This is a genomic window from Streptomyces sp. UNOB3_S3 (genome assembly GCF_020740895.1).
Classification (GTDB): domain Bacteria; phylum Actinomycetota; class Actinomycetes; order Streptomycetales; family Streptomycetaceae; genus Streptomyces.
Genome location: NZ_JAILXP010000019.1, coordinates 1 through 17,910 on the forward strand (window position 1 = coordinate 1; position 17,910 = coordinate 17,910).

At 69.5% G+C, this 17,910-nt stretch carries 20 protein-coding genes; 5 read left to right on the forward strand and 15 right to left on the reverse strand.

What is annotated here, in order from left to right:
• The 4 genes from K6I33_RS03785 to K6I33_RS03800 form a co-directional block, all read right to left on the reverse strand.
• A partial coding sequence (locus K6I33_RS03785; RefSeq protein WP_229348232.1) for a hypothetical protein occupies nucleotides 1–189 on the reverse strand: 189 nt, incomplete at its 3' end.
• A gap of 226 nt (nucleotides 190–415) precedes the next feature.
• On the reverse strand, nucleotides 416–808 hold the full coding sequence (locus tag K6I33_RS03790) for an STAS domain-containing protein (protein WP_229348233.1): 393 nt from the start codon (nucleotides 806–808) through the stop codon (nucleotides 416–418).
• Nucleotides 809–948: 140 nt separating this feature from the next.
• Nucleotides 949–1,797 carry a 3-hydroxyacyl-CoA dehydrogenase family protein gene (locus K6I33_RS03795; protein ID WP_229348234.1) on the reverse strand — a complete coding sequence of 283 codons (849 nt, stop codon included), beginning with the start codon at nucleotides 1,795–1,797 and terminating at the stop codon, nucleotides 949–951.
• Between the two features lie 192 nt (nucleotides 1,798–1,989).
• Nucleotides 1,990–2,634, reverse strand: a complete 645-nt coding sequence (locus K6I33_RS03800) for a TetR/AcrR family transcriptional regulator (RefSeq protein WP_229348235.1) — start codon at nucleotides 2,632–2,634, stop codon at nucleotides 1,990–1,992.
• Between the two features lie 79 nt (nucleotides 2,635–2,713).
• On the opposite strand from K6I33_RS03800, the gene K6I33_RS03805 reads away from it, so the two are divergent.
• From K6I33_RS03805 to K6I33_RS03820, 4 genes are all read left to right on the forward strand, one after another.
• A complete protein-coding gene (locus K6I33_RS03805; RefSeq protein WP_229348236.1) occupies nucleotides 2,714–3,505 on the forward strand; it encodes an ABC transporter ATP-binding protein in 792 nt (263 codons plus the stop codon).
• A 20-nt stretch (nucleotides 3,506–3,525) separates the two neighbouring features.
• Nucleotides 3,526–4,281, forward strand: a complete 756-nt coding sequence (locus K6I33_RS03810; RefSeq protein ID WP_229348237.1) for an ABC transporter permease — start codon at nucleotides 3,526–3,528, stop codon at nucleotides 4,279–4,281.
• Nucleotides 4,282–4,295: 14 nt separating this feature from the next.
• Complete coding sequence (locus K6I33_RS03815) at nucleotides 4,296–4,868, forward strand: cob(I)yrinic acid a,c-diamide adenosyltransferase (RefSeq protein ID WP_229348238.1); 573 nt, start codon at nucleotides 4,296–4,298, stop codon at nucleotides 4,866–4,868.
• A 138-nt stretch (nucleotides 4,869–5,006) separates the two neighbouring features.
• Complete coding sequence (locus K6I33_RS03820) at nucleotides 5,007–6,233, forward strand: hypothetical protein (RefSeq protein WP_229348239.1); 1,227 nt, start codon at nucleotides 5,007–5,009, stop codon at nucleotides 6,231–6,233.
• A gap of 72 nt (nucleotides 6,234–6,305) precedes the next feature.
• Here the strand turns inward: K6I33_RS03820 and K6I33_RS03825 are convergent, their stop codons facing one another.
• From K6I33_RS03825 to K6I33_RS03835, 3 genes are all read right to left on the reverse strand, one after another.
• Entirely contained in the window at nucleotides 6,306–8,300 is a 1,995-nt protein-coding gene (locus tag K6I33_RS03825) for a glycoside hydrolase family 18 chitinase (RefSeq protein ID WP_229348240.1), read from the reverse strand.
• A gap of 149 nt (nucleotides 8,301–8,449) precedes the next feature.
• Nucleotides 8,450–9,118: a response regulator transcription factor gene (locus tag K6I33_RS03830; RefSeq protein WP_229348241.1), complete on the reverse strand. Its 669-nt coding sequence runs from the start codon at nucleotides 9,116–9,118 to the stop codon at nucleotides 8,450–8,452.
• Complete coding sequence (locus K6I33_RS03835; protein ID WP_229348242.1) at nucleotides 9,115–10,314, reverse strand: sensor histidine kinase; 1,200 nt, start codon at nucleotides 10,312–10,314, stop codon at nucleotides 9,115–9,117. Before K6I33_RS03835 ends, K6I33_RS03830 begins: the two co-directional genes overlap by 4 nt.
• Nucleotides 10,315–10,473: 159 nt before the next feature.
• On the opposite strand from K6I33_RS03835, the gene K6I33_RS03840 reads away from it, so the two are divergent.
• The gene (locus K6I33_RS03840) at nucleotides 10,474–11,025 is read left to right on the forward strand and encodes a hypothetical protein (RefSeq protein WP_229348243.1); all 552 of its coding nucleotides are present in this window, start codon (nucleotides 10,474–10,476) and stop codon (nucleotides 11,023–11,025) included.
• Here K6I33_RS03840 and K6I33_RS03845 read toward each other — a convergent pair.
• From K6I33_RS03845 to K6I33_RS03880, 8 genes are all read right to left on the reverse strand, one after another.
• On the reverse strand, nucleotides 11,022–11,471 hold the full coding sequence (locus tag K6I33_RS03845) for a DUF2550 domain-containing protein (RefSeq protein WP_229348244.1): 450 nt from the start codon (nucleotides 11,469–11,471) through the stop codon (nucleotides 11,022–11,024). The two genes, K6I33_RS03840 and K6I33_RS03845, sit on opposite strands and share 4 nt — an antisense overlap.
• 123 nt (nucleotides 11,472–11,594) lie before the next feature.
• Entirely contained in the window at nucleotides 11,595–11,969 is a 375-nt protein-coding gene (locus K6I33_RS03850; RefSeq protein WP_229348245.1) for a F0F1 ATP synthase subunit epsilon, read from the reverse strand.
• Nucleotides 11,970–12,099: 130 nt separating this feature from the next.
• On the reverse strand, nucleotides 12,100–13,542 hold the full coding sequence (atpD, locus tag K6I33_RS03855; protein ID WP_229348246.1) for a F0F1 ATP synthase subunit beta: 1,443 nt from the start codon (nucleotides 13,540–13,542) through the stop codon (nucleotides 12,100–12,102).
• Nucleotides 13,543–14,457, reverse strand: coding sequence for a F0F1 ATP synthase subunit gamma (locus K6I33_RS03860; protein WP_229348247.1), 915 nt, complete (start codon nucleotides 14,455–14,457; stop codon nucleotides 13,543–13,545).
• Between the two features lie 2 nt (nucleotides 14,458–14,459).
• A complete protein-coding gene (gene atpA, locus K6I33_RS03865; protein WP_229348248.1) occupies nucleotides 14,460–16,034 on the reverse strand; it encodes a F0F1 ATP synthase subunit alpha in 1,575 nt (524 codons plus the stop codon).
• A gap of 145 nt (nucleotides 16,035–16,179) precedes the next feature.
• Nucleotides 16,180–16,995, reverse strand: a complete 816-nt coding sequence (locus tag K6I33_RS03870; protein ID WP_229348249.1) for a F0F1 ATP synthase subunit delta — start codon at nucleotides 16,993–16,995, stop codon at nucleotides 16,180–16,182.
• Nucleotides 16,992–17,555, reverse strand: a complete 564-nt coding sequence (locus K6I33_RS03875) for a F0F1 ATP synthase subunit B (RefSeq protein ID WP_229348250.1) — start codon at nucleotides 17,553–17,555, stop codon at nucleotides 16,992–16,994. Before K6I33_RS03875 ends, K6I33_RS03870 begins: the two co-directional genes overlap by 4 nt.
• A gap of 42 nt (nucleotides 17,556–17,597) precedes the next feature.
• Complete coding sequence (locus tag K6I33_RS03880; RefSeq protein WP_229348251.1) at nucleotides 17,598–17,837, reverse strand: F0F1 ATP synthase subunit C; 240 nt, start codon at nucleotides 17,835–17,837, stop codon at nucleotides 17,598–17,600.
• Nucleotides 17,838–17,910 lie beyond the last annotated feature (73 nt).

The following is a 17,910-nucleotide window of genomic DNA, read 5'->3' on the forward strand; positions in this document are numbered from 1 at the left end:
GCCGTCGACCGGATTGACGGTCAGGAGATAGTCACCGGAGACGAGCTGGACGACGCGCACCGGCCCCTGACCGCCGGGCGTGACTTCCGCCCGTTCCGGTTCGCGGGGTGGGCGGCGCTTCCGCGGGCCTCCCGCGGAAGACTGCTCGTCGTCGTGGAATGCCTCGGATCCCCGGTTCGTCGGGTCCATGGTTCTGAAGCCCCCAAGATGCGTGGCGTGCCGTCGTGCTCTCCGGCCTGTCCGCACTCCTTCGACCTTCGGCCCGGTGCCCGCCGAAGCCGGCGGGAAACCGAACAGACCTCGCCACAGTATCTATGACGGGGATGGTGCCGCGTCGTCGTGGGACGTCACAGTCTCGTGAGGATCGGGGTACTCATGCCCCAGGGGGGCTCGTCCGGCTCGTCCGGCGCCCCTGTCACCCGTTGCGCTGCGGGTGCTGACGGGTCACCGGGCGGGTGACCGGATGGGGCGCCGAGTGGGGCACCGGGTGGGCGGCGCCGGCCGGGGCGGGCGCGTCGTCCTCGATGGCGAGGATGCGGTGGAGCCGGGTGGCGACCAGGACGCGCTGCATCCGGTCGGGCACGCCGCGCAGGACCAGCCGCCGGCCGGTGCGCCCGGCCCGGCGGTGGGCGCCCATGATGACGCCGAGCCCGGTCGCGTCCCAGGAGTCGAGCTCGGTGAGGTCCAGGACCAGGTCGCCGCGCCCGGCGTCGAGGGCGGAGTGCAGGACCGTACGGGCGTCCGCCGCGCTGCGGACGTCGAGGCGCCCCCCGACGACCAGTTCGGCGTGGTCGCCCCTGATGTGCATATGCGCTCCCCGAGTGGTGCGTGGTGTGGGTGGGTCCTGGCTCTAAAGAACTGACTGCCTCTCACACGACAAAGTTGCCGTCTGTAAGCGAACCGATACTTATTTCACCCCACAGGGTGAAGAGGGCTGGCCGTACGGGCTCAGTACTGGTAGAAGCCCTGGCCACTCTTACGGCCGAGGTCGCCGGCGTCGACCATGCGGCGCATCAGCTCGGGGGAGGCGAACTTCTCGTCCCGGCACTCGGTGTAGATGTTCTCGGTCGCGTGCATCAGGATGTCCACGCCCGTCAGGTCCGCGGTGGCCAGCGGGCCCATCGCGTGGCCGAAGCCCAGCCTGCAGGCGATGTCGATGTCCTCGGCGCTGGCCACGCCCGACTCGTAGAGCTTGGTCGCCTCGACGACGAGGGCGGCGATGAGGCGGGTGGTGACGAAGCCGGCGACGTCGCGGTTGACGACGATGCAGGTCTTGCCGATGCCCTCGGCGAACTCACGGGTCTTCGCCAGCGTCTCGTCGCTGGTCTTGTGACCGCGCACCAGCTCGCACAGCTGCATCATCGGCACCGGGGAGAAGAAGTGCGCGCCGACGACGCGCTCGGGGCGCTTCGTGGCGGCCGCGATCTTGGTGATCGGGATGGCGGAGGTGTTGGAGGCCAGCACGGCCTCGTCGCCCACCAGGCCGTCCAGGGTGCGGAAGATGCCCTGCTTGGTCTCGATGTCCTCGAAGACCGCCTCCACGACGATGTCGGCGTCGGCGGCCGCGTCCAGGTCGGTGGTGGGGGTGATCCGGGCCAGCGCCTGCTCGGCGGCCGACGCCTCCAGCTTGCCCTTGGCGACGAACTTGTCGAGCGAGGCCTTGATGCCGTCCGTCCCGCGCTTCAGGGCCTCGTCGGTGACGTCCCGCAGCACGACGTCCCACCCCGCCTGGGCGGAGACCTGGGCGATTCCCGAGCCCATCAGTCCGGCACCGATGACGGCGAGCTTCTTGGCCACGGCTGTCCCCTTACTCCCTGTGCATGAATCTGTTCATTTACGGCTCTCCGCCCGGACCTTAGCGTTCATGGGCGCGCCGTTGGGCGGTAAGAGATGCGCGTCACGTCCCGGATGACGGACATCACACTGAGACGGCCACCGCCCGGGCCACACCCCGCAGTTGGGCCACTCGGACCCCGGGAGCCCCTGGAGTCACAGGGCGGGGCGGGTGCCGTACGTCAGGAGGCGGTCGCCCAGCAGCCCTTCGATCTCGTCCAGCAGGACGAGCGCCGAGCGGGAGGTCTCGACGGCGGTGCGCCCCGCCACGAGCTCGCGCTGGATGTACTCGACGACATGCGCCTGGACCCAGCCCAGCTGACCGGCCACCAGCGCGGGCAGCAGGGCGGAGCCCTCCCCCTCCGCCTCCTCGGTGAGCACGTCGGCCAGCAGATCGGTGGCACGGCGCCGCATGTCGAACACCCGGGAGCGGAGGGCCTGCGACTCCTCGATGACGCGCATGAACCGCTCGTACCCGTCGATGAGACCCACGCGCGGGGAGACGGCCACGACCTCCGCGCGCAGGGCGCGCAGCACGGCCGCGGCGGGGGACTCGCCCGCGCGGCGGCCGCGGACGACGGAGGCGAGCCACTGGACGGCGTCGTCCTCGCGGTCGAGGAAGAGGTCCTCCTTCGACCCGAAGTAGTTGTAGACGGTGTTGACGGACACCTCGGCGGCCGAGGCGATGTCCGCGATCGTCACCGTGACGAAGCCGTGCTCCAGGAACAGGCCGGTCGCGACATCCGAGATGTGCTGCCTGGTCTGCCGCTTCTTCCGCTCCCTGAGCCCTTCTCCGGTCATGCCCTCATCGTAGCTTCGCTGGATCCACTGAAAACTTGGGGTCATTGCAAACTTTCAGCGACTCTGCTTTTCTTGGGGCATGGACAGCTCCGACAGCATCCGCACGTCCGGGCTCGCCCGGACCTTCCCGGCCCCGCGCGGCCCCGTCGAGGCCGTGCGCGGCATCGACCTGACCGTCCGGCGCGGCGAGATCCTCGGCCTCCTCGGCCCCAACGGCGCGGGCAAGACCACGACCCTGCGCATGCTCACCACGCTCCTCTCCCCCACCGCCGGCACCGCGACCGTCGCCGGCCACGACCTCGCCCGCGACCCCGCGGGCGTGCGCCGCCGCATCGGCCTCGTCGCCCAGTCCGGCGGCGTCGACCCGGCCGTCTCCGTCCGCGAGGAACTGGTCACCCAGGGGCGGCTCTACGGGCTGCGCAGGGCCCGGGCCGAGGAGCGCGCCGGGGAGCTGGCGCGCGAGCTCGGCCTGACCGGGCTCCTGGAGCGGCCGTGCGCCGCCCTCTCCGGCGGGCAGCGGCGCCGCCTCGACATCGCCATGGCCCTCACCCACCGGCCCGAGGTGCTCTTCCTCGACGAGCCCACCACCGGCCTCGACCCCGGCAGCCGCGCCGACCTCTGGGACCTCGTGCGCCGCGTCCGCGCCGAGTGGGGCACGACGGTCGTCCTCACCACGCACTACCTCGACGAGGCCGACGCGCTCGCCGACCGGCTGGTCGTCATCGACAAGGGCACGATCGTCGCCGAGGGCGGCCCGGCGGAGCTGAAGGCCCGCCACGCCGGCTCCCCCGACGCCACGCTGGAGGACGCCTTCCACGCCATCACCGGGCGCGGCCCGGCCGCCCAGGACACCACCCCCATAGCCGTCTGACCCACCAGGAGCCCGGTCCCGTGCGCACTCTCCTCTCCGACACCGCCCTGGTCTTCGGCCGGTACGCCCGCCAGACCCTGCGCTCGAAGGCCGCCATGACCTTCGGCGCGCTGATGCCCGCGCTCTACCTCGTCCTCTACGGCCCGCTGCTCACCCATATGCCGCTCGGCGGCAAGGGCTCCTCCTGGCAGGTCCTCGTCCCGGGCCTGCTGCTGCAACTCGCCCTGTTCGGCGCGTCCTTCGCCGGCATGACCCTGATCATCGAGAAGCAGCACGGCATCGTCGACCGGATGCGGGTGACCCCGGTCAGCCGGCTCGCCCTGCTGCTGGGGCGCGCGCTGCGGGACGCCGCGCTGCTCACCGCGCAGGCCGTCGTGATCGTGCTCGTGGCCGTGGCCATGGGGCTGCGGGCGCCGCTGCCCGGCGTCCTGCTGGGCCTCGCCTTCACGGCGGCGCTGGCCCTCTCGCTGGCGGCCCTGTCCTACACACTCGCCATGAAGGCCGCCGCGCCCTCGTCCTTCGCCCCGCTCGTCAACACGGTCACCATGCCGACCATGCTGCTCTCCGGCCTGCTGCTGCCCATGTCGCTGGCGCCCGGCTGGCTCGACGCCCTCTCCCATGTGATGCCGTTGCGCTATCTGGTGGACGCGGTCCGCGCCGCCTTCACCGGCCACTACGCCGACCCGGCGCTGGCCCGCGGCGCCCTGGCGGCCCTCATACTGATGGCCGTCTCGATGACGGCCGGCACACGGTACTTCCGCAGAGCGGGGGCGTAGCTAGGCTCGTACCCATGGTCCATCTGACGCGCATCTACACCCGCACCGGCGACGACGGCACGACCGCCCTCGGCGACATGAGCCGCACCGTCAAGACCGACACCCGGATCGCGGCCTACGCCGACGCCAACGAGGCGAACGCCGCGATCGGGGTGGCCATCGCGCTGGGGCAGCTGCCCGAGGAGGTCGTGAAGGTCCTCGTCCGGGTGCAGAACGACCTCTTCGACGTGGGCGCGGATCTGGCGACCCCGGTGGTGGAGGACCCCAAGTACCCGCCGCTGCGGGTCGAGCAGTCCTACGTCGACCGGCTGGAGGCCGACTGCGACCACTTCCTGGAGCCGCTGGAGAAGCTGCGCAGCTTCATCCTGCCCGGCGGCACCCCCGGCGCGGCGCTGCTGCACCAGGCGTGCACGGTGGTGCGGCGGGCGGAGCGGTCGACATGGGCGGCGCTGGAAATGCACGGCGACACGATGAACCACCTGACGGCGACATATCTGAACCGGCTGTCGGACCTGCTCTTCATCCTGGCGCGCGCCGCCAACCAGGAGGTCGGCGACGTGCTGTGGGTGCCGGGCGAGAACCGTTAGTGGTGAGCAGTCTTCCGAACCTGGACACCACTTCCCATCGTCCAGCGCCCCTGTAGGTTGCTCATTCGGAGGTGCGTGGAGTATTGACGCCGCCTACACTGAGTAGTGGGAGTGGTTTACTGGCCCGAGGTGCTCAAAATGCCAGTCATCAGCCTGATGCTCACAATCCTCTTCAGCGGTGTCGCCGGAGCCTTTGCCACCTGGTGGCTCGTGCGTGCTCGCGTGAGCTTGACCATGGTTTCCATTTCGAAGGGCATCGAAACCAGCGGCACCACAGAGATGCCAGATCTGGTGGTTGAGCTCGTAGCCGACTTCCCCTGGGGTGTACCCCTCGCCAAGGAATCAACTGCAGCAGATGCGCGGACATGCTACGAGATCTGTCAGCGCATCATAAAAGAGGCGCCTTCCGTTCGGGAAACCATCCGGGATGTACGTAAGGAGCTGCCCCGCGCGAGCGACAGGGAGGAGAAGGAACAGCTCCTGTACAAGATGCTCGACAACTTCATGCTCTGCGCGACAGTCGAAGGAGCTCTCTCTCGTAGGGAGCTCGACCTGGGCAGGCCTGCACGCGTGAGCCCTCCTCCATCGCACGAAGAGAGCGGGAGCCCCCCTCCTCGGCCCCGGGGAGTGGACGTTGGCCCGGCGTCAGCCGAAGAACAGGAGGACTCCTCCCCTGGACGGCTCTTCAATGTCACAGAGTCCGTCTTCGAGGACGAAGGCCTCCAACGGCCTCAGTTCCACATGTCTTTTTCCCACAACGTGACCAAGTACACTCTCGGCTGGTCGGACTTCGAGGTCAGCCATGAACCCTTCCGCGATTACCTAATAGCCTTGCAGAGATTCGACAAGCAAGTGATTCAACAGGTTCTGGGGTATGCCGAGCAAGCCTTCGAGAGAGACCGTCTGCGCGCCCATGCAGTGATGGCAGCCCTTGACAACGTCTTCGCCCACGACCCCTTTGAGATCTCAGCTGTGGCCGTAAACCACGGAGGTAGGGTCGCAGTATTGAACCCCTATGGCGCCCTCGCAACCGAGGGAGGTTCCAAGCAGATACCGCCGGCGTCCCTTCGCGTAGTAAAGGTAGTCGATGGATCAGGCCGGGAGGAAGAAGTGCGCGAGGAGCATCCCGTGTACATCTCTCTGGAGCCCCAGTCCACCAAGCGATTGACGCTCGTGTCGGAAAAGCTGGAGAACTCTCAGCTGAGATCAGCCTATGAGAGCGAGATCCTCCGTTGTTCGATAGTCATGCTCCAGCAACGAAGAGGACGCAAGGAATCTAAAAAGGTTCACTCACCGTCGAAAGACTTCGGCGCCCGCCTCATGGAAGAGCTGAAGAGCGAGGCTATTTCCGCAGTGAAAGAATGAAGAGGAACAGCAGGTGGGGCCTGGGAACCGGGGAGGCTTCCCGCCTCCCCGGCAGGTCGAAAGGCAGCCAGCTCAGCGAAGCCCGCCGTCAACGGCGTTCATCAGCGTCCCGCTGTCCCCCGACATCTCCCAGATCATCACCCCGCCCAGCTTCTTCCCCTTCAGCCAGGCCGTCTTCTTCCCGATCGACCAGGCGTCGTCGAACGTCCACCACTGGCCGCCGTCCCCGGTGTACCCGTACGTCGCCACCGACGCCTCGTCGTGGTAGACGGTCAGATTCGGCACGGACGCGATCAGGTTGTCGTAGCCGCGCGTCCCGGACTCCTCCGGGAACTGGCCCGGGGCCGCGCCGCCCGCCGCCTGCCACACCCCGTGGGCACCGCCGTCGGCGACCTGCTGCCAGCCGCGGCCGTAGAAGGCCAGCCCCAGGACGACCTTGCGGGGGTCGACGCCCGCGTCGAGATAGGTCTGGACGGTCTTCTCCACGCTGAACTTCGTGCTGTACGGGTCCTTCGCGTCCGCGTACAGGTTCCCCTGGTGGCCCGTCCGGTTGGGTTCCCAGCTGTTGTCGCTGCCGGAGCCGTGGAAGTCGTAGCCCTGGACGTTGGCGAAGTCCATGTAGTCGAAGACGCTGGGCATGCCGTCCTTGGTGGTGATGTCCCAGCCCGCGTCGATCTTCGCCGGGTCGGCCGGGGTGAAGGCGGTCAGGAGGTACTTCTTCCCCGTCGTGGCGCTCAGCGCGTCCAGCTGCTTGCGGAACTCCGCGAACAGCAGCAGGTTGTTCGCCTTGTCGTCCTTGGAGACGTGGTTGCCGGCATGGCCGTCCGAGCCCGGCCACTCCCAGTCGATGTCGAAGCCGTCGAAGATCCCGGCCGCCGTGCCGGGGCCGCCACGGCCGTTGGACACGGGCAGGTCGCCCTTGATGTACATGTCGACGCAGGACTTGACGAACTTCTGCCGCGACGCGTCCGTCTTCGCGACGTCCGAGAAGTACTTGCTGTACGTCCAGCCACCGATCGACATATTGATCTTCAGCTTGGGGTACTTGGCCTTGAGCTTCCTCAGCTGGTTGTAGTTTCCGGCCAGCTTCTGGTCCCAGGTGTCGCCCACGCCGTCGACGGACTCGCCCGCGCCGAAGCCCTTCTCGTAGTCGGCCCAGGAGTCACCGGCGCCGTCCCCCTGGCCGGGGTCCTGGGGGTTGGGGGTGGTGGCCTTGGTGACGCCGTTGAGGCAGGTCAGATTGGTGGGGTCGATATTGGAGAAGGAGTAGTTGAGGTGGGTGAGCCTCGCGGCGGCGCCCGTGGCGTCCAGGGACTTCACCGTGTAGCCGCGCCCGTAGATCCCCCACTGCACGAAGTAGCCGACCCTGGCGTAGTCGCCGCCCGGCTGGGGGTCGCCGCCGCCTCCGCCCGTGGTCCGCACGGTCAGCGGGGCGCTGGCCGGTCCGGTCCGGTCGGCGGTGTCGCGGGCGACGACCGTGTAGGTGTACTCGGTGCCCGCGCTCAGCCCGGAGTCGGTGTACGCGAGCTTGGCGACCGTCGTGACCTTCGTCCCGGAGCGGTAGACGTCGTAGTTCTTGATGCCCTTGCCGCTGGTCGCGGCCGTCCACCTCAGCGCGACGCTGTTCGCGGTGACGGACGAGGCCGTCGGGGTGCCCGGCGCGCCCGGCGGTTCGCCGCCGGGTGAGGAGCCGTCGCAGCCGCCGCCGTTGACCTTGCAGCCGGTGGGGCTGCCGTCGCCGGCGGCGACGAAGCCGAAGGTGACGCTCCCACCGGGGGCGATGGTCCCGTTGTACTCGCGGTTCTTGCCGGTGAAGTGCGTTCCGGAGTTGCTGACCAGGGCGTCCCAGTAGGAGCCGACCGTCGTCGTGGCGGGGAAGTCCCACTCGACGGTCCAGGAGTCGATGGCGGTCGTGCCGGTGTTCTTGATGGTCCAGGCGCCCTGGAAGCCGGTCCCCCAGTCGGAGGTCTTGACGAATGTCGCCGTCGCGGAGGCGGCGGCATGGGCCGGGGCGGCCAGGCCGACGATCAGGCCGATGGGGAGCAGCAGGGCGGCGAAGGCCGCCATGACGGCTCGTAAGCGGGTACGTCTGAGAAGGGGGAGAAGGGGTGCGTGTCCCGGGATTCCTGTATGCACGGCGTGCTCCTCGGGTGAGGGCCAAGACAGGGTGGGGGGTGCGCGTTGTGAGGGGAGCGTAAGAAGGTCCGTACCAATGGTCAAGAGGTCTGGACCAGACCCCATTCACGGGCCAGTACGGCCGCCTGGACCCGGCTGCGCAGCTCCAGCTTCGCCAGCAGCCTGCTCACATGCGTCTTCACCGTCGCCTCGGCCATCCCCAGCCGCCCCGCGACCTCCGCGTTCGACAGCCCCTCCCCCAGGCACACCAGCACCTCCCGCTCCCGCCGGGTGAGGGTCTCCAGCGCGGCCGCGCCGTCCCCGGGTTCCGGGCGGACGGGCGCGGGGCGCGCGAACTCCGCGATGAGCCGGCGGGTGACGGCCGGTGAGATCAGCCCCTCGCCCCGGGCCACCGTCCGTACGGCCGCCACCAGTTCCGCCGCCTCGCTGTCCTTCAGCAGGAAGCCGGAAGCGCCCGCCCGCAGCGCGCCGAAGACGTAACCGTCGAGGTCGAAGGTGGTCAGCACCAGCACATCGGCGAGCCCCTCGGCGGTGACCAGCCGGGTGGCGGCCACCCCGTCCAGCCGGGGCATCTGGATGTCCATCAGCACCACGTCGGGGCGCAGCTCCCGGGCCAGCCGCACGGCCTCCTCGCCGTCGGCCGCCTCGCCGACGACCTCGATGCCGGGCGCCGAGCGCAGGATGAGCACCAGCCCGGACCGTACCGCGGCCTGGTCCTCGGCGACGACGACCCGTACCGACCCCGTCATGACTTCTCCGACCTCTCCTCGTCCACGGGCAACACTGCCCGGATCGTCCACGCCCCGTCCACCGGCCCCGCCTCGAACTCCCCGTTCAGCAGCGCGACGCGCTCCCGCATGCCGACGAGCCCGGCGCCCGCGCCCGGCGCCCTCGGCCCCGGGCAGGCCGCGCCCAGGGGGCTCGTCACCCGGACGGTCAGCGGGCCGTCGCCGTCCACCCGGCCCAGCTCCACGGTCACCTCGCCGGACGCGGCGTGCTTCACCGCGTTCGTCAGCGACTCCTGGACGATCCGGTACGCCGCGAGCTCCACCGGCACGGGCAGCGCGCCCTTCCCCCGCCCGTCGCGCAGCACAAAGGAGAAGCGGTCGTCCCGGACGCTGGTGCGGGCCCGCTCCAGCAGGGCGTCGAGGCCGTCGAGCCGGGGGGTGGGGGCGGGCTCGTCCGCGCCGGCCGTCTCCCGCAGCAGGCCGATCAGCCGGCGCATCTCCGCCAGGCCCTGGACGCTGTTCTCCCGGATCACCCCGAGCGCCTCCCGGGAGGCCCCCGGCTCGTCGATCGACAGCGCGGCCGAGGAGTGGATGGCGATGGCCGACAGATGGCCCGCCACCATGTCGTGCAGCTCCCGTGCCATCCGGGCCCGTTCGGCGGCCACGGCCTCGCGCCGGTCCAGCTCCACCAGGAGCGCGGTCCGCTCCGCCGTCAGCCGGGCGGCCTCGGCGGCGTCGCGGTGCACCCGTACGCCCACCCCGGTCCAGGCGGGGGCGACGGTCAGGACGGCCAGCGCGATGCCGACCAGCAGCGCGGCGGGCTCCCGCATCAGCGCGACGGCCAGCAGCGTGCCGAGCACGGTGAGCACCTCGGTGGCCCGGGGGATGAACCGGTAGGCGGCGGCCGGGCCGTAGAGCACGGCCGCGTAGACGAGGTCGGTGAACATCCCGACATTGGCGATGAGGCTGCCCGCGCAGACGTCCAGCGCCAGGGCGGCCGTCCCGATGCCCAGCCCCACCAGCGGCGCCCTGCGCCGCAGCAGCTCCGCGCCGGCCATCACGACGAGGGCGAGCAGCGCGAACCGCCGCGGCACCCCCGGCAGGACGGGGTGACTGATCAGCCCCAGCGCGTACAGCAGCAGCCCGCCGAGCAGCCCGACGGTGGCGACGGCCATGTCGGCACGCTCGGGCGGACGGAACGGAAGGCTGCCGGGCATGGCTCCATCTCAGCACGTCACCGGGGGTACGGTCGTCGCCCCGGCGCCCGCCGGAAAGGGCGGGCGGTACATCGAAGGATGCAGTCCCATCTCCTCACACCGGGCGAAGAAACCGCAGGTCGCGGCGGTCAGTCTGGAGGTGAGGGAAGGGAGAGAACCGTGATCGTCACGCTGATCGTCGCCTGTGAGATCGGCTTCTGGATCCTGCTGGTGGGCGGGCTCAGCCTCCGCTACCTGGCCCGCATGCCGCGCGCGGGGGTCGCGGTACTGCTGCTGGAGCCGGTGCTGGAGCTGGTGCTGCTGATCGCCACCGCGATCGATCTGAAGAACGGCGCGACCGCCGACTGGAAGCATGGACTGGCCGCCGTCTACCTGGGCTTCTCGGTGGGGCTCGGCCACTCCACCATCAAATGGGCCGACCAGCGCTTCGCCCACCGCTTCGCGGGCGGGCCGCCGCCGGTGAAACCGCCGAAGTACGGCAAGGAGCGCACCGCGCACGAGTGGAGGACCGCCGGCCGCTGGATCCTCGCGGCGGGCGTGGCACTCGGCCTGCTGCAATGCGCCGTCTGGTACGTGGAGGGCTCCGGCGACATCAGCTCGCTGCGGGACTGGCAGACCAAGATGCTGCTGGTCATCGGCATCAACCTGGCGATCGCGGGCAGCTACACGATCTGGCCCAAGCAGCCGGAGAAGGACCGGGCGAACGTCTAGGCGACGTTCACCCGCTGCCCCGGAGGCGCCGCCTCCAGCCAGGCCAGGAAGCCCGTCAGCGCGTCCTCGCTCATGGCCAGTTCCAGCCGCGTCCCCCGGTGGAGACAGACGAGCACCACGGCGTCCGACAGGAGCGCCAGCTCCTCCTCGCCCTGGGGGGTACGGCGCTCGATGACCTCGATGGAGTCCCGCTCCAGCATCCGGCGCGGCCGGGGGGCGTAGGAGAACACCCGGAACCACTCGATCCGGTCGCCGTTGTAGCGCGCGACCCCATAGACCCAGCCCTTGCCGGCGGGCTCGGGGTCCAGCTCCGGAACGTTCCAGCGCAGGCTGCAGTCGAAGGTGCCGCCGGAGCGCTGGATCAGCCGTCTCCGCAGCCCGAAGACGAAGAGCCCAACCAGCACCAGCAGGACGACGACGCCGCTCACGAGCAGAGCGAGGACCATCTCCACCGACCTCCTCGCATCATCTAGAGCAACCGCACCTGCGTTATTGCCTCAGCCGCGGACCGCCCTGGACATATTCCAGGCCGGCCCGCGGCTGAGGGTCGTACTCGAAGCGGATCGGGGCTAGTGAACGCCCGCGACCGCCTTCAGCCGGACATCGGCGCGCCGCTCGGCGGCCGCGTCGGCCTCCGCCTTCGCCCGCTCGAGCGCCCGCTCGGCGCGCTCGACGTCGATCTCGTCGGCGAGCTCCGCGATCTCTGCGAGCAGCGAGAGCTTGTCGTCGGCGAAGGAGATGAAGCCACCGTGGACCGCGGCGACGACGACGCCGTCCTTGGTCTTGATGGTGACCGGGCCGGACTGCAGCACACCGAGCAGCGGCTGGTGGCCGGGCATGACGCCGATGTCACCCGACGGTGTACGCGCGATGACCAGAGTGGCCTCGCCGGACCAGACGCTTCGGTCCGCCGCGACCAGCTCGACGTGCAACTCAGCAGCCAACGTGGCTCCTCGGGTCTCCACCCGCCGGGTACGACGGGTGTTGGGTCAAAGAATAGGGGACGTACGGACCGGGGGCGGGAGTGCCCCGCCCCCGGGCCGTCGATCGCGGGGCTCCGAAGAGCCCCCCGGATCAGGAGACGCCCAGCTCCTTGGCGTTCTTCTTGAGGTCCTCGAGACCACCGCACATGAAGAAGGCCTGCTCCGGGAAGTGGTCGAACTCACCGTCGCAGATCGCGTTGAACGCGGCGATGGACTCGTCCAGCGGAACGTCCGAACCGTCGACACCGGTGAACTGCTTCGCCGCGTGGGTGTTCTGCGACAGGAAGCGCTCGACGCGACGGGCGCGGTGGACGACCAGCTTGTCCTCTTCGCCCAGCTCGTCGATACCGAGGATCGCGATGATGTCCTGGAGGTCCTTGTACTTCTGGAGGATCCCCTTGACGCGGGAGGCCGCGTTGTAGTGGTCCGCCGTGATGTAGCGCGGGTCCAGGATGCGGGACGTCGAGTCCAGCGGGTCCACCGCCGGGTAGATGCCCTTCTCCGAGATCGGACGCGACAGAACGGTCGTGGCGTCCAGGTGGGCGAAGGTCGTCGCCGGGGCCGGGTCGGTCAGGTCGTCCGCGGGGACGTAGATCGCCTGCATGGAGGTGATCGAGTGACCACGGGTCGAGGTGATGCGCTCCTGGAGGAGGCCCATCTCGTCGGCGAGGTTCGGCTGGTAACCCACGGCGGACGGCATACGACCGAGCAGCGTGGAGACCTCGGAACCGGCCTGGGTGAAGCGGAAGATGTTGTCGATGAAGAACAGCACGTCCTGCTTCTGCACATCGCGGAAGTACTCCGCCATGGTCAGACCGGCCAGGGCGACGCGCAGACGGGTGCCCGGGGGCTCGTCCATCTGGCCGAAGACCAGCGCGGTCTTGTCCAGAACGCCGGAGTCCGCCATCTCGTGGATGAGGTCGTTGCCCTCACGGGTGCGCTCACCCACGCCGGCGAAGACGGAAACACCCTCGTGCAGCTTCGCCACACGCATGATCATTTCCTGGATCAGAACGGTCTTGCCGACACCGGCGCCACCGAACAGACCGATCTTGCCGCCCTTGACGTACGGGGTCAGCAGGTCGACGACCTTCAGACCGGTCTCGAACATCTCGGTCTTCGACTCGAGCTGGTCGAACGCCGGGGCCTTGCGGTGGATGGACCAGCGCTCGGTGACCTCGGACTCGGCCTCGGGGTCGTTCAGGATCTTGCCGAGGGTGTTGAACACCCGGCCCTTGGTGACGTCGCCGACGGGCACGGTGATGCCGTCGCCGGTGTCGGTCACCGGGGCCTGGCGGACCAGGCCGTCGGTGGGCTCCATGGCGATGGCGCGCACGACGCCCTCGCCCAGGTGCTGCGCGACCTCGAGCGTCAGGGTCTTCTTCTTGCCGGCCTCGGCCGGGTCGGAGACCTCGACGGTCAGGGCGTTGTAGATCTCCGGCATCGCGTCGACGGGGAACTCCACGTCGACGACCGGGCCGATGACCCGGGCGACGCGGCCCGTCGCGGCGGCCGTCTCAACAGTGGTGGTCATTTATCGGTCACTCCCCGCGGTCGCGTCGGCCAGAGCACTGGCGCCACCGACGATCTCGCTGATTTCCTGGGTGATTTCGGCCTGTCGGGCCGCGTTGGCAAGCCGCGAGAGCGACTTGATGAGCTCTTCGGCGTTGTCGGTCGCCGACTTCATCGCCCGGCGGCGGGCCGCGTGCTCGGAAGCGGCGGCCTGCAGCAGGGCGTTGTAGATCCGGGACTCGACATACCGCGGCAGCAGTGCGTCGAGCACGGCCTCGTCCGAGGGCTCGAAGTCGAACAGCGGCAGGATCTTGTCCTTGGCCGTCTCCTCCTCCGTGGCCTCGAGGCTCAGCGGCAGCAGCCGCTTCTCGACCGGCGTCTGCGTCATCATCGACACGAATTCCGTGAAGACGATGTGCAGCTCGTCCACGCCGCCCTCGGCCGTGTCCCGCTGGACCGCCTCGATCAGCGGACCGGCGACACGCTTGGCGTCGGCGTAGGTCGGGCTGTCGGTGAAGCCCGTCCACGACTCGGCGACCGGCAGCTCACGGAAGCCGTAGTACGCGACGCCCTTGCGGCCGACGATGTACGTGACGACGTCCTTGCCCTCGGCCTTGAGACGCTCGGTCAGCTGGCCGGCGGCCTTGATCGCGTTGGAGGAGTAGCCGCCGGCCAGACCGCGGTCGCTCGTGACGAGCAGGACCGCGACCCGGACGGGGTTCTCGACCTCGGTGGTCAGGGCGTGCTTGGTGTTGGAGCCGGTGGCAACCGCGGTCACTGCCCGGGTGAGCTCACTGGCGTACGGAGTGGACGCGGCCACCTGGCGCTGTGCCTTGACGATGCGCGAGGCGGCGATCATCTCCATCGCCTTGGTGATCTTCTTGGTCGCAGTGACGGACTTGATCCGTCGCTTGTAGACCCGGAGCTGGGCACCCATGCTCAGCCCTCGCCCAGCAGCTTGCCGTCCGCGGTCTCGAACTGCTGCTTGAAGGACGCGATCGCGTCGCCCGTGGCCGTCAGGGTGTCGTCCGACATCTTGCCGCCCTCGCGGATCGACGTCATCAGGCCCTTGTGCTCACGGTGCAGGTAGTCCAGCAGCTCGCGCTCGAAGCGGCGGATGTCCTCGACCGGGACGTCGTCCATCTTGCCGGTGGTGCCGGCCCAGATGGAGACGACCTGGTCCTCGGTGGAGTACGGGGCGTACTGGCCCTGCTTCAGCAGCTCGACCATGCGCTTACCGCGCTCCAGGGCGGCCTTGGAGGCCGCGTCCAGGTCGGAACCGAAGGCGGCGAACGCCTCCAGCTCACGGAACTGGGCGAGGTCCACACGGAGGCGGCCGGAGACCTGCTTCATGGCCTTGTGCTGGGCGGAGCCACCGACACGGGAGACCGAGATACCGACGTTCAGCGCGGGGCGCTGACCGGCGTTGAAGAGGTCCGACTCCAGGAAGCACTGGCCGTCGGTGATGGAGATGACGTTGGTCGGGATGAACGCCGACACGTCGTTCGCCTTGGTCTCGACGATCGGCAGACCGGTCATCGAACCGGCGCCCATGTCGTCGGAGAGCTTGGCGCAGCGCTCCAGCAGACGCGAGTGCAGGTAGAAGACGTCACCCGGGTAGGCCTCACGGCCCGGCGGGCGGCGCAGCAGCAGGGAGACGGCACGGTAGGCGTCGGCCTGCTTCGACAGGTCGTCGAAGACGATCAGGACGTGCTTGCCCTGGTACATCCAGTGCTGGCCGATGGCCGAGCCGGTGTACGGCGCGAGGTACTTGAAGCCGGCCGGGTCGGACGCCGGAGCCGCGACGATCGTCGTGTACTCCAGGGCGCCGGCCTCCTCCAGGGCGCCACGCACGGACGCGATGGTGGAGCCCTTCTGGCCGATGGCGACGTAGATGCAGCGGACCTGCTTCTTCGGGTCGCCCGAGCGCCAGTTGTCGCGCTGGTTGATGATCGTGTCGATGGCCAGCGCGGTCTTGCCGGTCTGACGGTCACCGATGATCAGCTGACGCTGACCGCGGCCGACCGGGGTCATCGCGTCGACGGCCTTGTAGCCGGTCTCCATCGGCTCGTGGACCGACTTGCGGACCATGACGCCGGGGGCCTGCAGTTCGAGGGCGCGGCGGCCCTCGATGCCGGTGATCTCGCCGAGGCCGTCGATCGGGTTGCCCAGCGGGTCGACGACGCGGCCGAGGTATCCCTCGCCGACCGCGACGGAGAGCACCTCACCGGTGCGCTGCACCGGCTGGCCCTCCTCGATGCCGCTGAACTCGCCGAGGACGACCGCACCGATCTCGCGCTCCTCAAGGTTGAGGGCGAGACCGAGGGTGCCGTCCTCGAACCGCAGCAGCTCGTTCGCCATGGCCGAGGGAAGACCCTCGACCTTCGCGATGCCGTCGCCGGCAAGGCTGACCGTACCGACCTCCTCGCGCGAGGCCGCGTCCGGCTTGTACGCCTGGACAAAGTTCTCCAGTGCGTCCCGGATCTCCTCCGGCCGGATCGTGAGCTCCGCCATTTGGGTTCCCTGCTCTCCTTGTTGGGCCCGAAGTAATTCTGGGGGTCTGGGGACGTTCTCCCACAGCAGCCGCGCTGCTCTGGGCCCCCAGAGGACACCGTCGACCCAACTCGGGCCGTCAGTTTGCTCTTGAGTTGGTGGCTGGTCAGCCGGCCATACGGCGGTTCGCGTCGGCGAGCCGGTCCGCGATGGTGCCGTTGACGACCTCGTCGCCGATCCGCACCTGGACACCACCGAGGACCTCGGGGTCGATGTCCAGGTTGAGGTGAACGCGTCGCCCGTACAGCTTGGCGAGCGCGTCACCGAGGCGCTGCTTCTGCTGATCGGTCAGCGGCACCGCGGAGACGACCTCCGCGACCATCCGGTCCCGGCGCTCGGCGGCCAGCTTGGAGAGGGCGTTCAGCCCGCCTTCCAGGCTACGGCCACGCGGCGCGGTCACCAGGCGGTCGACCAGGCGCTCGGTGACCGGGTTGGCCCGGCCGCCCAGCAGCTCGCGCACCAGGACCGCCTTGGCGGCCTTGTCCGCGACCTTGTCGGTCAGCGCGGCGCGCAGCTCCGGGTTCGACGCGACGATCCGGCCGAAGCGGAACAGCTCGTCCTCGACGTCGTCCAGGTCACCGGCGCGCTCGGCGGCGATGAGCTCGGCACCGCTGGCCAGCTCCTCGATCGCGTCCACCAGGTCGCGGGAGCGCGACCAGCGGGAGCGGACCATGCCGGCCACCAGGTCGGCGCACTCGCCGCCCACCTGGCCGCCCAGCAGGCGCCGGGCCAGCTCGGACTTGGCCTCGCCGGTCTGCGCCGGGTCGGTCAGGACCCGGCGCAGCGACACCTCGCGGTCGAGCAGCGCGGTGACCGCGGCCAGCTCGCCGGCGAGCTTCGCCGCGTCCACGGACGTGCCCGCCGCCAGGGCGTCGAGGCTCTCACGTGCGGAGGCCAGGGCCTCCCGGCTCGCTCCGCTCATCGGGTCGCCTCGGCCTTCGTGAGGTCGGCCGCCTTGCCCTCGAGTGCGTCGAGGAAGCGGTCGATGGTCCGGCTCTGACGGGCGGAGTCCGTGAGGGACTCGCCGACGACCTTGCCGGCCAGGTCGATGGCCAGCTGGCCGACGTCCTGGCGGAGCGCGGCCGAGGCGGCCTTGCGGTCGGCCTCGATCTGGGCGTGGCCGGCAGCGATGATCTCCTCACGCTGCCGCTGGCCCTCGAGCCGCATCTCGGCGATCAGCGCGACGCCCTGCTCCTGCGCCTCCTGGCGCAGACGCGCGGACTCGTGGCGGGCGTCGGCGAGCTGGGCCCGGTAGTCCTCGAGAACCTGCTGAGCCTCGGCCTGCGCGGCCTCGGCCTTCTCCATGCCGCCCTCGATGGCCGCCCGGCGCTCCTCCAGAACCTTGTTGATGTTCGGGAGGAGCTTCTTGCCGAGGAACAGGAAGACGATGAGGAAGGCGATCAGACCGATGATGAGCTCTGGCATCGGCGGGAGGAGAGGGTTCTCCATCTCCTCGGACGCCAGGTGCGTCAGGGCGTACACATCAGTGCCTTTCGTCGAAAAGGGGGTTGTCGCTGGGTCGGTTTACTTGTAAACGAAGCCCATGACGATACCGATCAGGGCGAGCGCCTCACAGAAGGCGAAACCCATGATCTGGTTGGCGCGGATCAGACCGGCCGCCTCGGGCTGACGGGCCAGGGCCTGGGTGCCGTTGCCGAAGATGATGCCGACGCCGACGCCGGGACCGATGGCGGCGAGGCCGTAGCCGATCGAAGCAACGTTGCCGGTGAGACCGTCGGCGGCGAGGGTCTGGAGAGCGGACATGCCGGTTCTTCCTTCTCTTTCACGGACCGGTGGGGGTTGGCCACCGGACGTCATATTGGACTGGGGGCGGGGA

What these genes read in the sequence shown, in the direction of transcription:
- K6I33_RS03870 (WP_229348249.1), bottom strand. Translation starts at nt 16,995, where the DNA reads ATGAGCGGAGCGAGCCGGGAGGCCCTGGCCTCCGCACGTGAGAGCCTC.
- K6I33_RS03845 (WP_229348244.1), bottom strand. Translation starts at nt 11,471, where the DNA reads ATGGTCCTCGCTCTGCTCGTGAGCGGCGTCGTCGTCCTGCTGGTGCTG.
- K6I33_RS03805 (WP_229348236.1), top strand. Translation starts at nt 2,714, where the DNA reads ATGGACAGCTCCGACAGCATCCGCACGTCCGGGCTCGCCCGGACCTTC.
- K6I33_RS03815 (WP_229348238.1), top strand. Translation starts at nt 4,296, where the DNA reads ATGGTCCATCTGACGCGCATCTACACCCGCACCGGCGACGACGGCACG.
- atpA (WP_229348248.1), bottom strand. Translation starts at nt 16,034, where the DNA reads ATGGCGGAGCTCACGATCCGGCCGGAGGAGATCCGGGACGCACTGGAG.
- atpD (WP_229348246.1), bottom strand. Translation starts at nt 13,542, where the DNA reads ATGACCACCACTGTTGAGACGGCCGCCGCGACGGGCCGCGTCGCCCGG.
- K6I33_RS03825 (WP_229348240.1), bottom strand. Translation starts at nt 8,300, where the DNA reads ATGGCGGCCTTCGCCGCCCTGCTGCTCCCCATCGGCCTGATCGTCGGC.
- K6I33_RS03830 (WP_229348241.1), bottom strand. Translation starts at nt 9,118, where the DNA reads ATGACGGGGTCGGTACGGGTCGTCGTCGCCGAGGACCAGGCCGCGGTA.
- K6I33_RS03860 (WP_229348247.1), bottom strand. Translation starts at nt 14,457, where the DNA reads ATGGGTGCCCAGCTCCGGGTCTACAAGCGACGGATCAAGTCCGTCACT.
- K6I33_RS03790 (WP_229348233.1), bottom strand. Translation starts at nt 808, where the DNA reads ATGCACATCAGGGGCGACCACGCCGAACTGGTCGTCGGGGGGCGCCTC.
- K6I33_RS03820 (WP_229348239.1), top strand. Translation starts at nt 5,007, where the DNA reads ATGCCAGTCATCAGCCTGATGCTCACAATCCTCTTCAGCGGTGTCGCC.
- K6I33_RS03800 (WP_229348235.1), bottom strand. Translation starts at nt 2,634, where the DNA reads ATGACCGGAGAAGGGCTCAGGGAGCGGAAGAAGCGGCAGACCAGGCAG.
- K6I33_RS03880 (WP_229348251.1), bottom strand. Translation starts at nt 17,837, where the DNA reads ATGTCCGCTCTCCAGACCCTCGCCGCCGACGGTCTCACCGGCAACGTT.
- K6I33_RS03835 (WP_229348242.1), bottom strand. Translation starts at nt 10,314, where the DNA reads ATGCCCGGCAGCCTTCCGTTCCGTCCGCCCGAGCGTGCCGACATGGCC.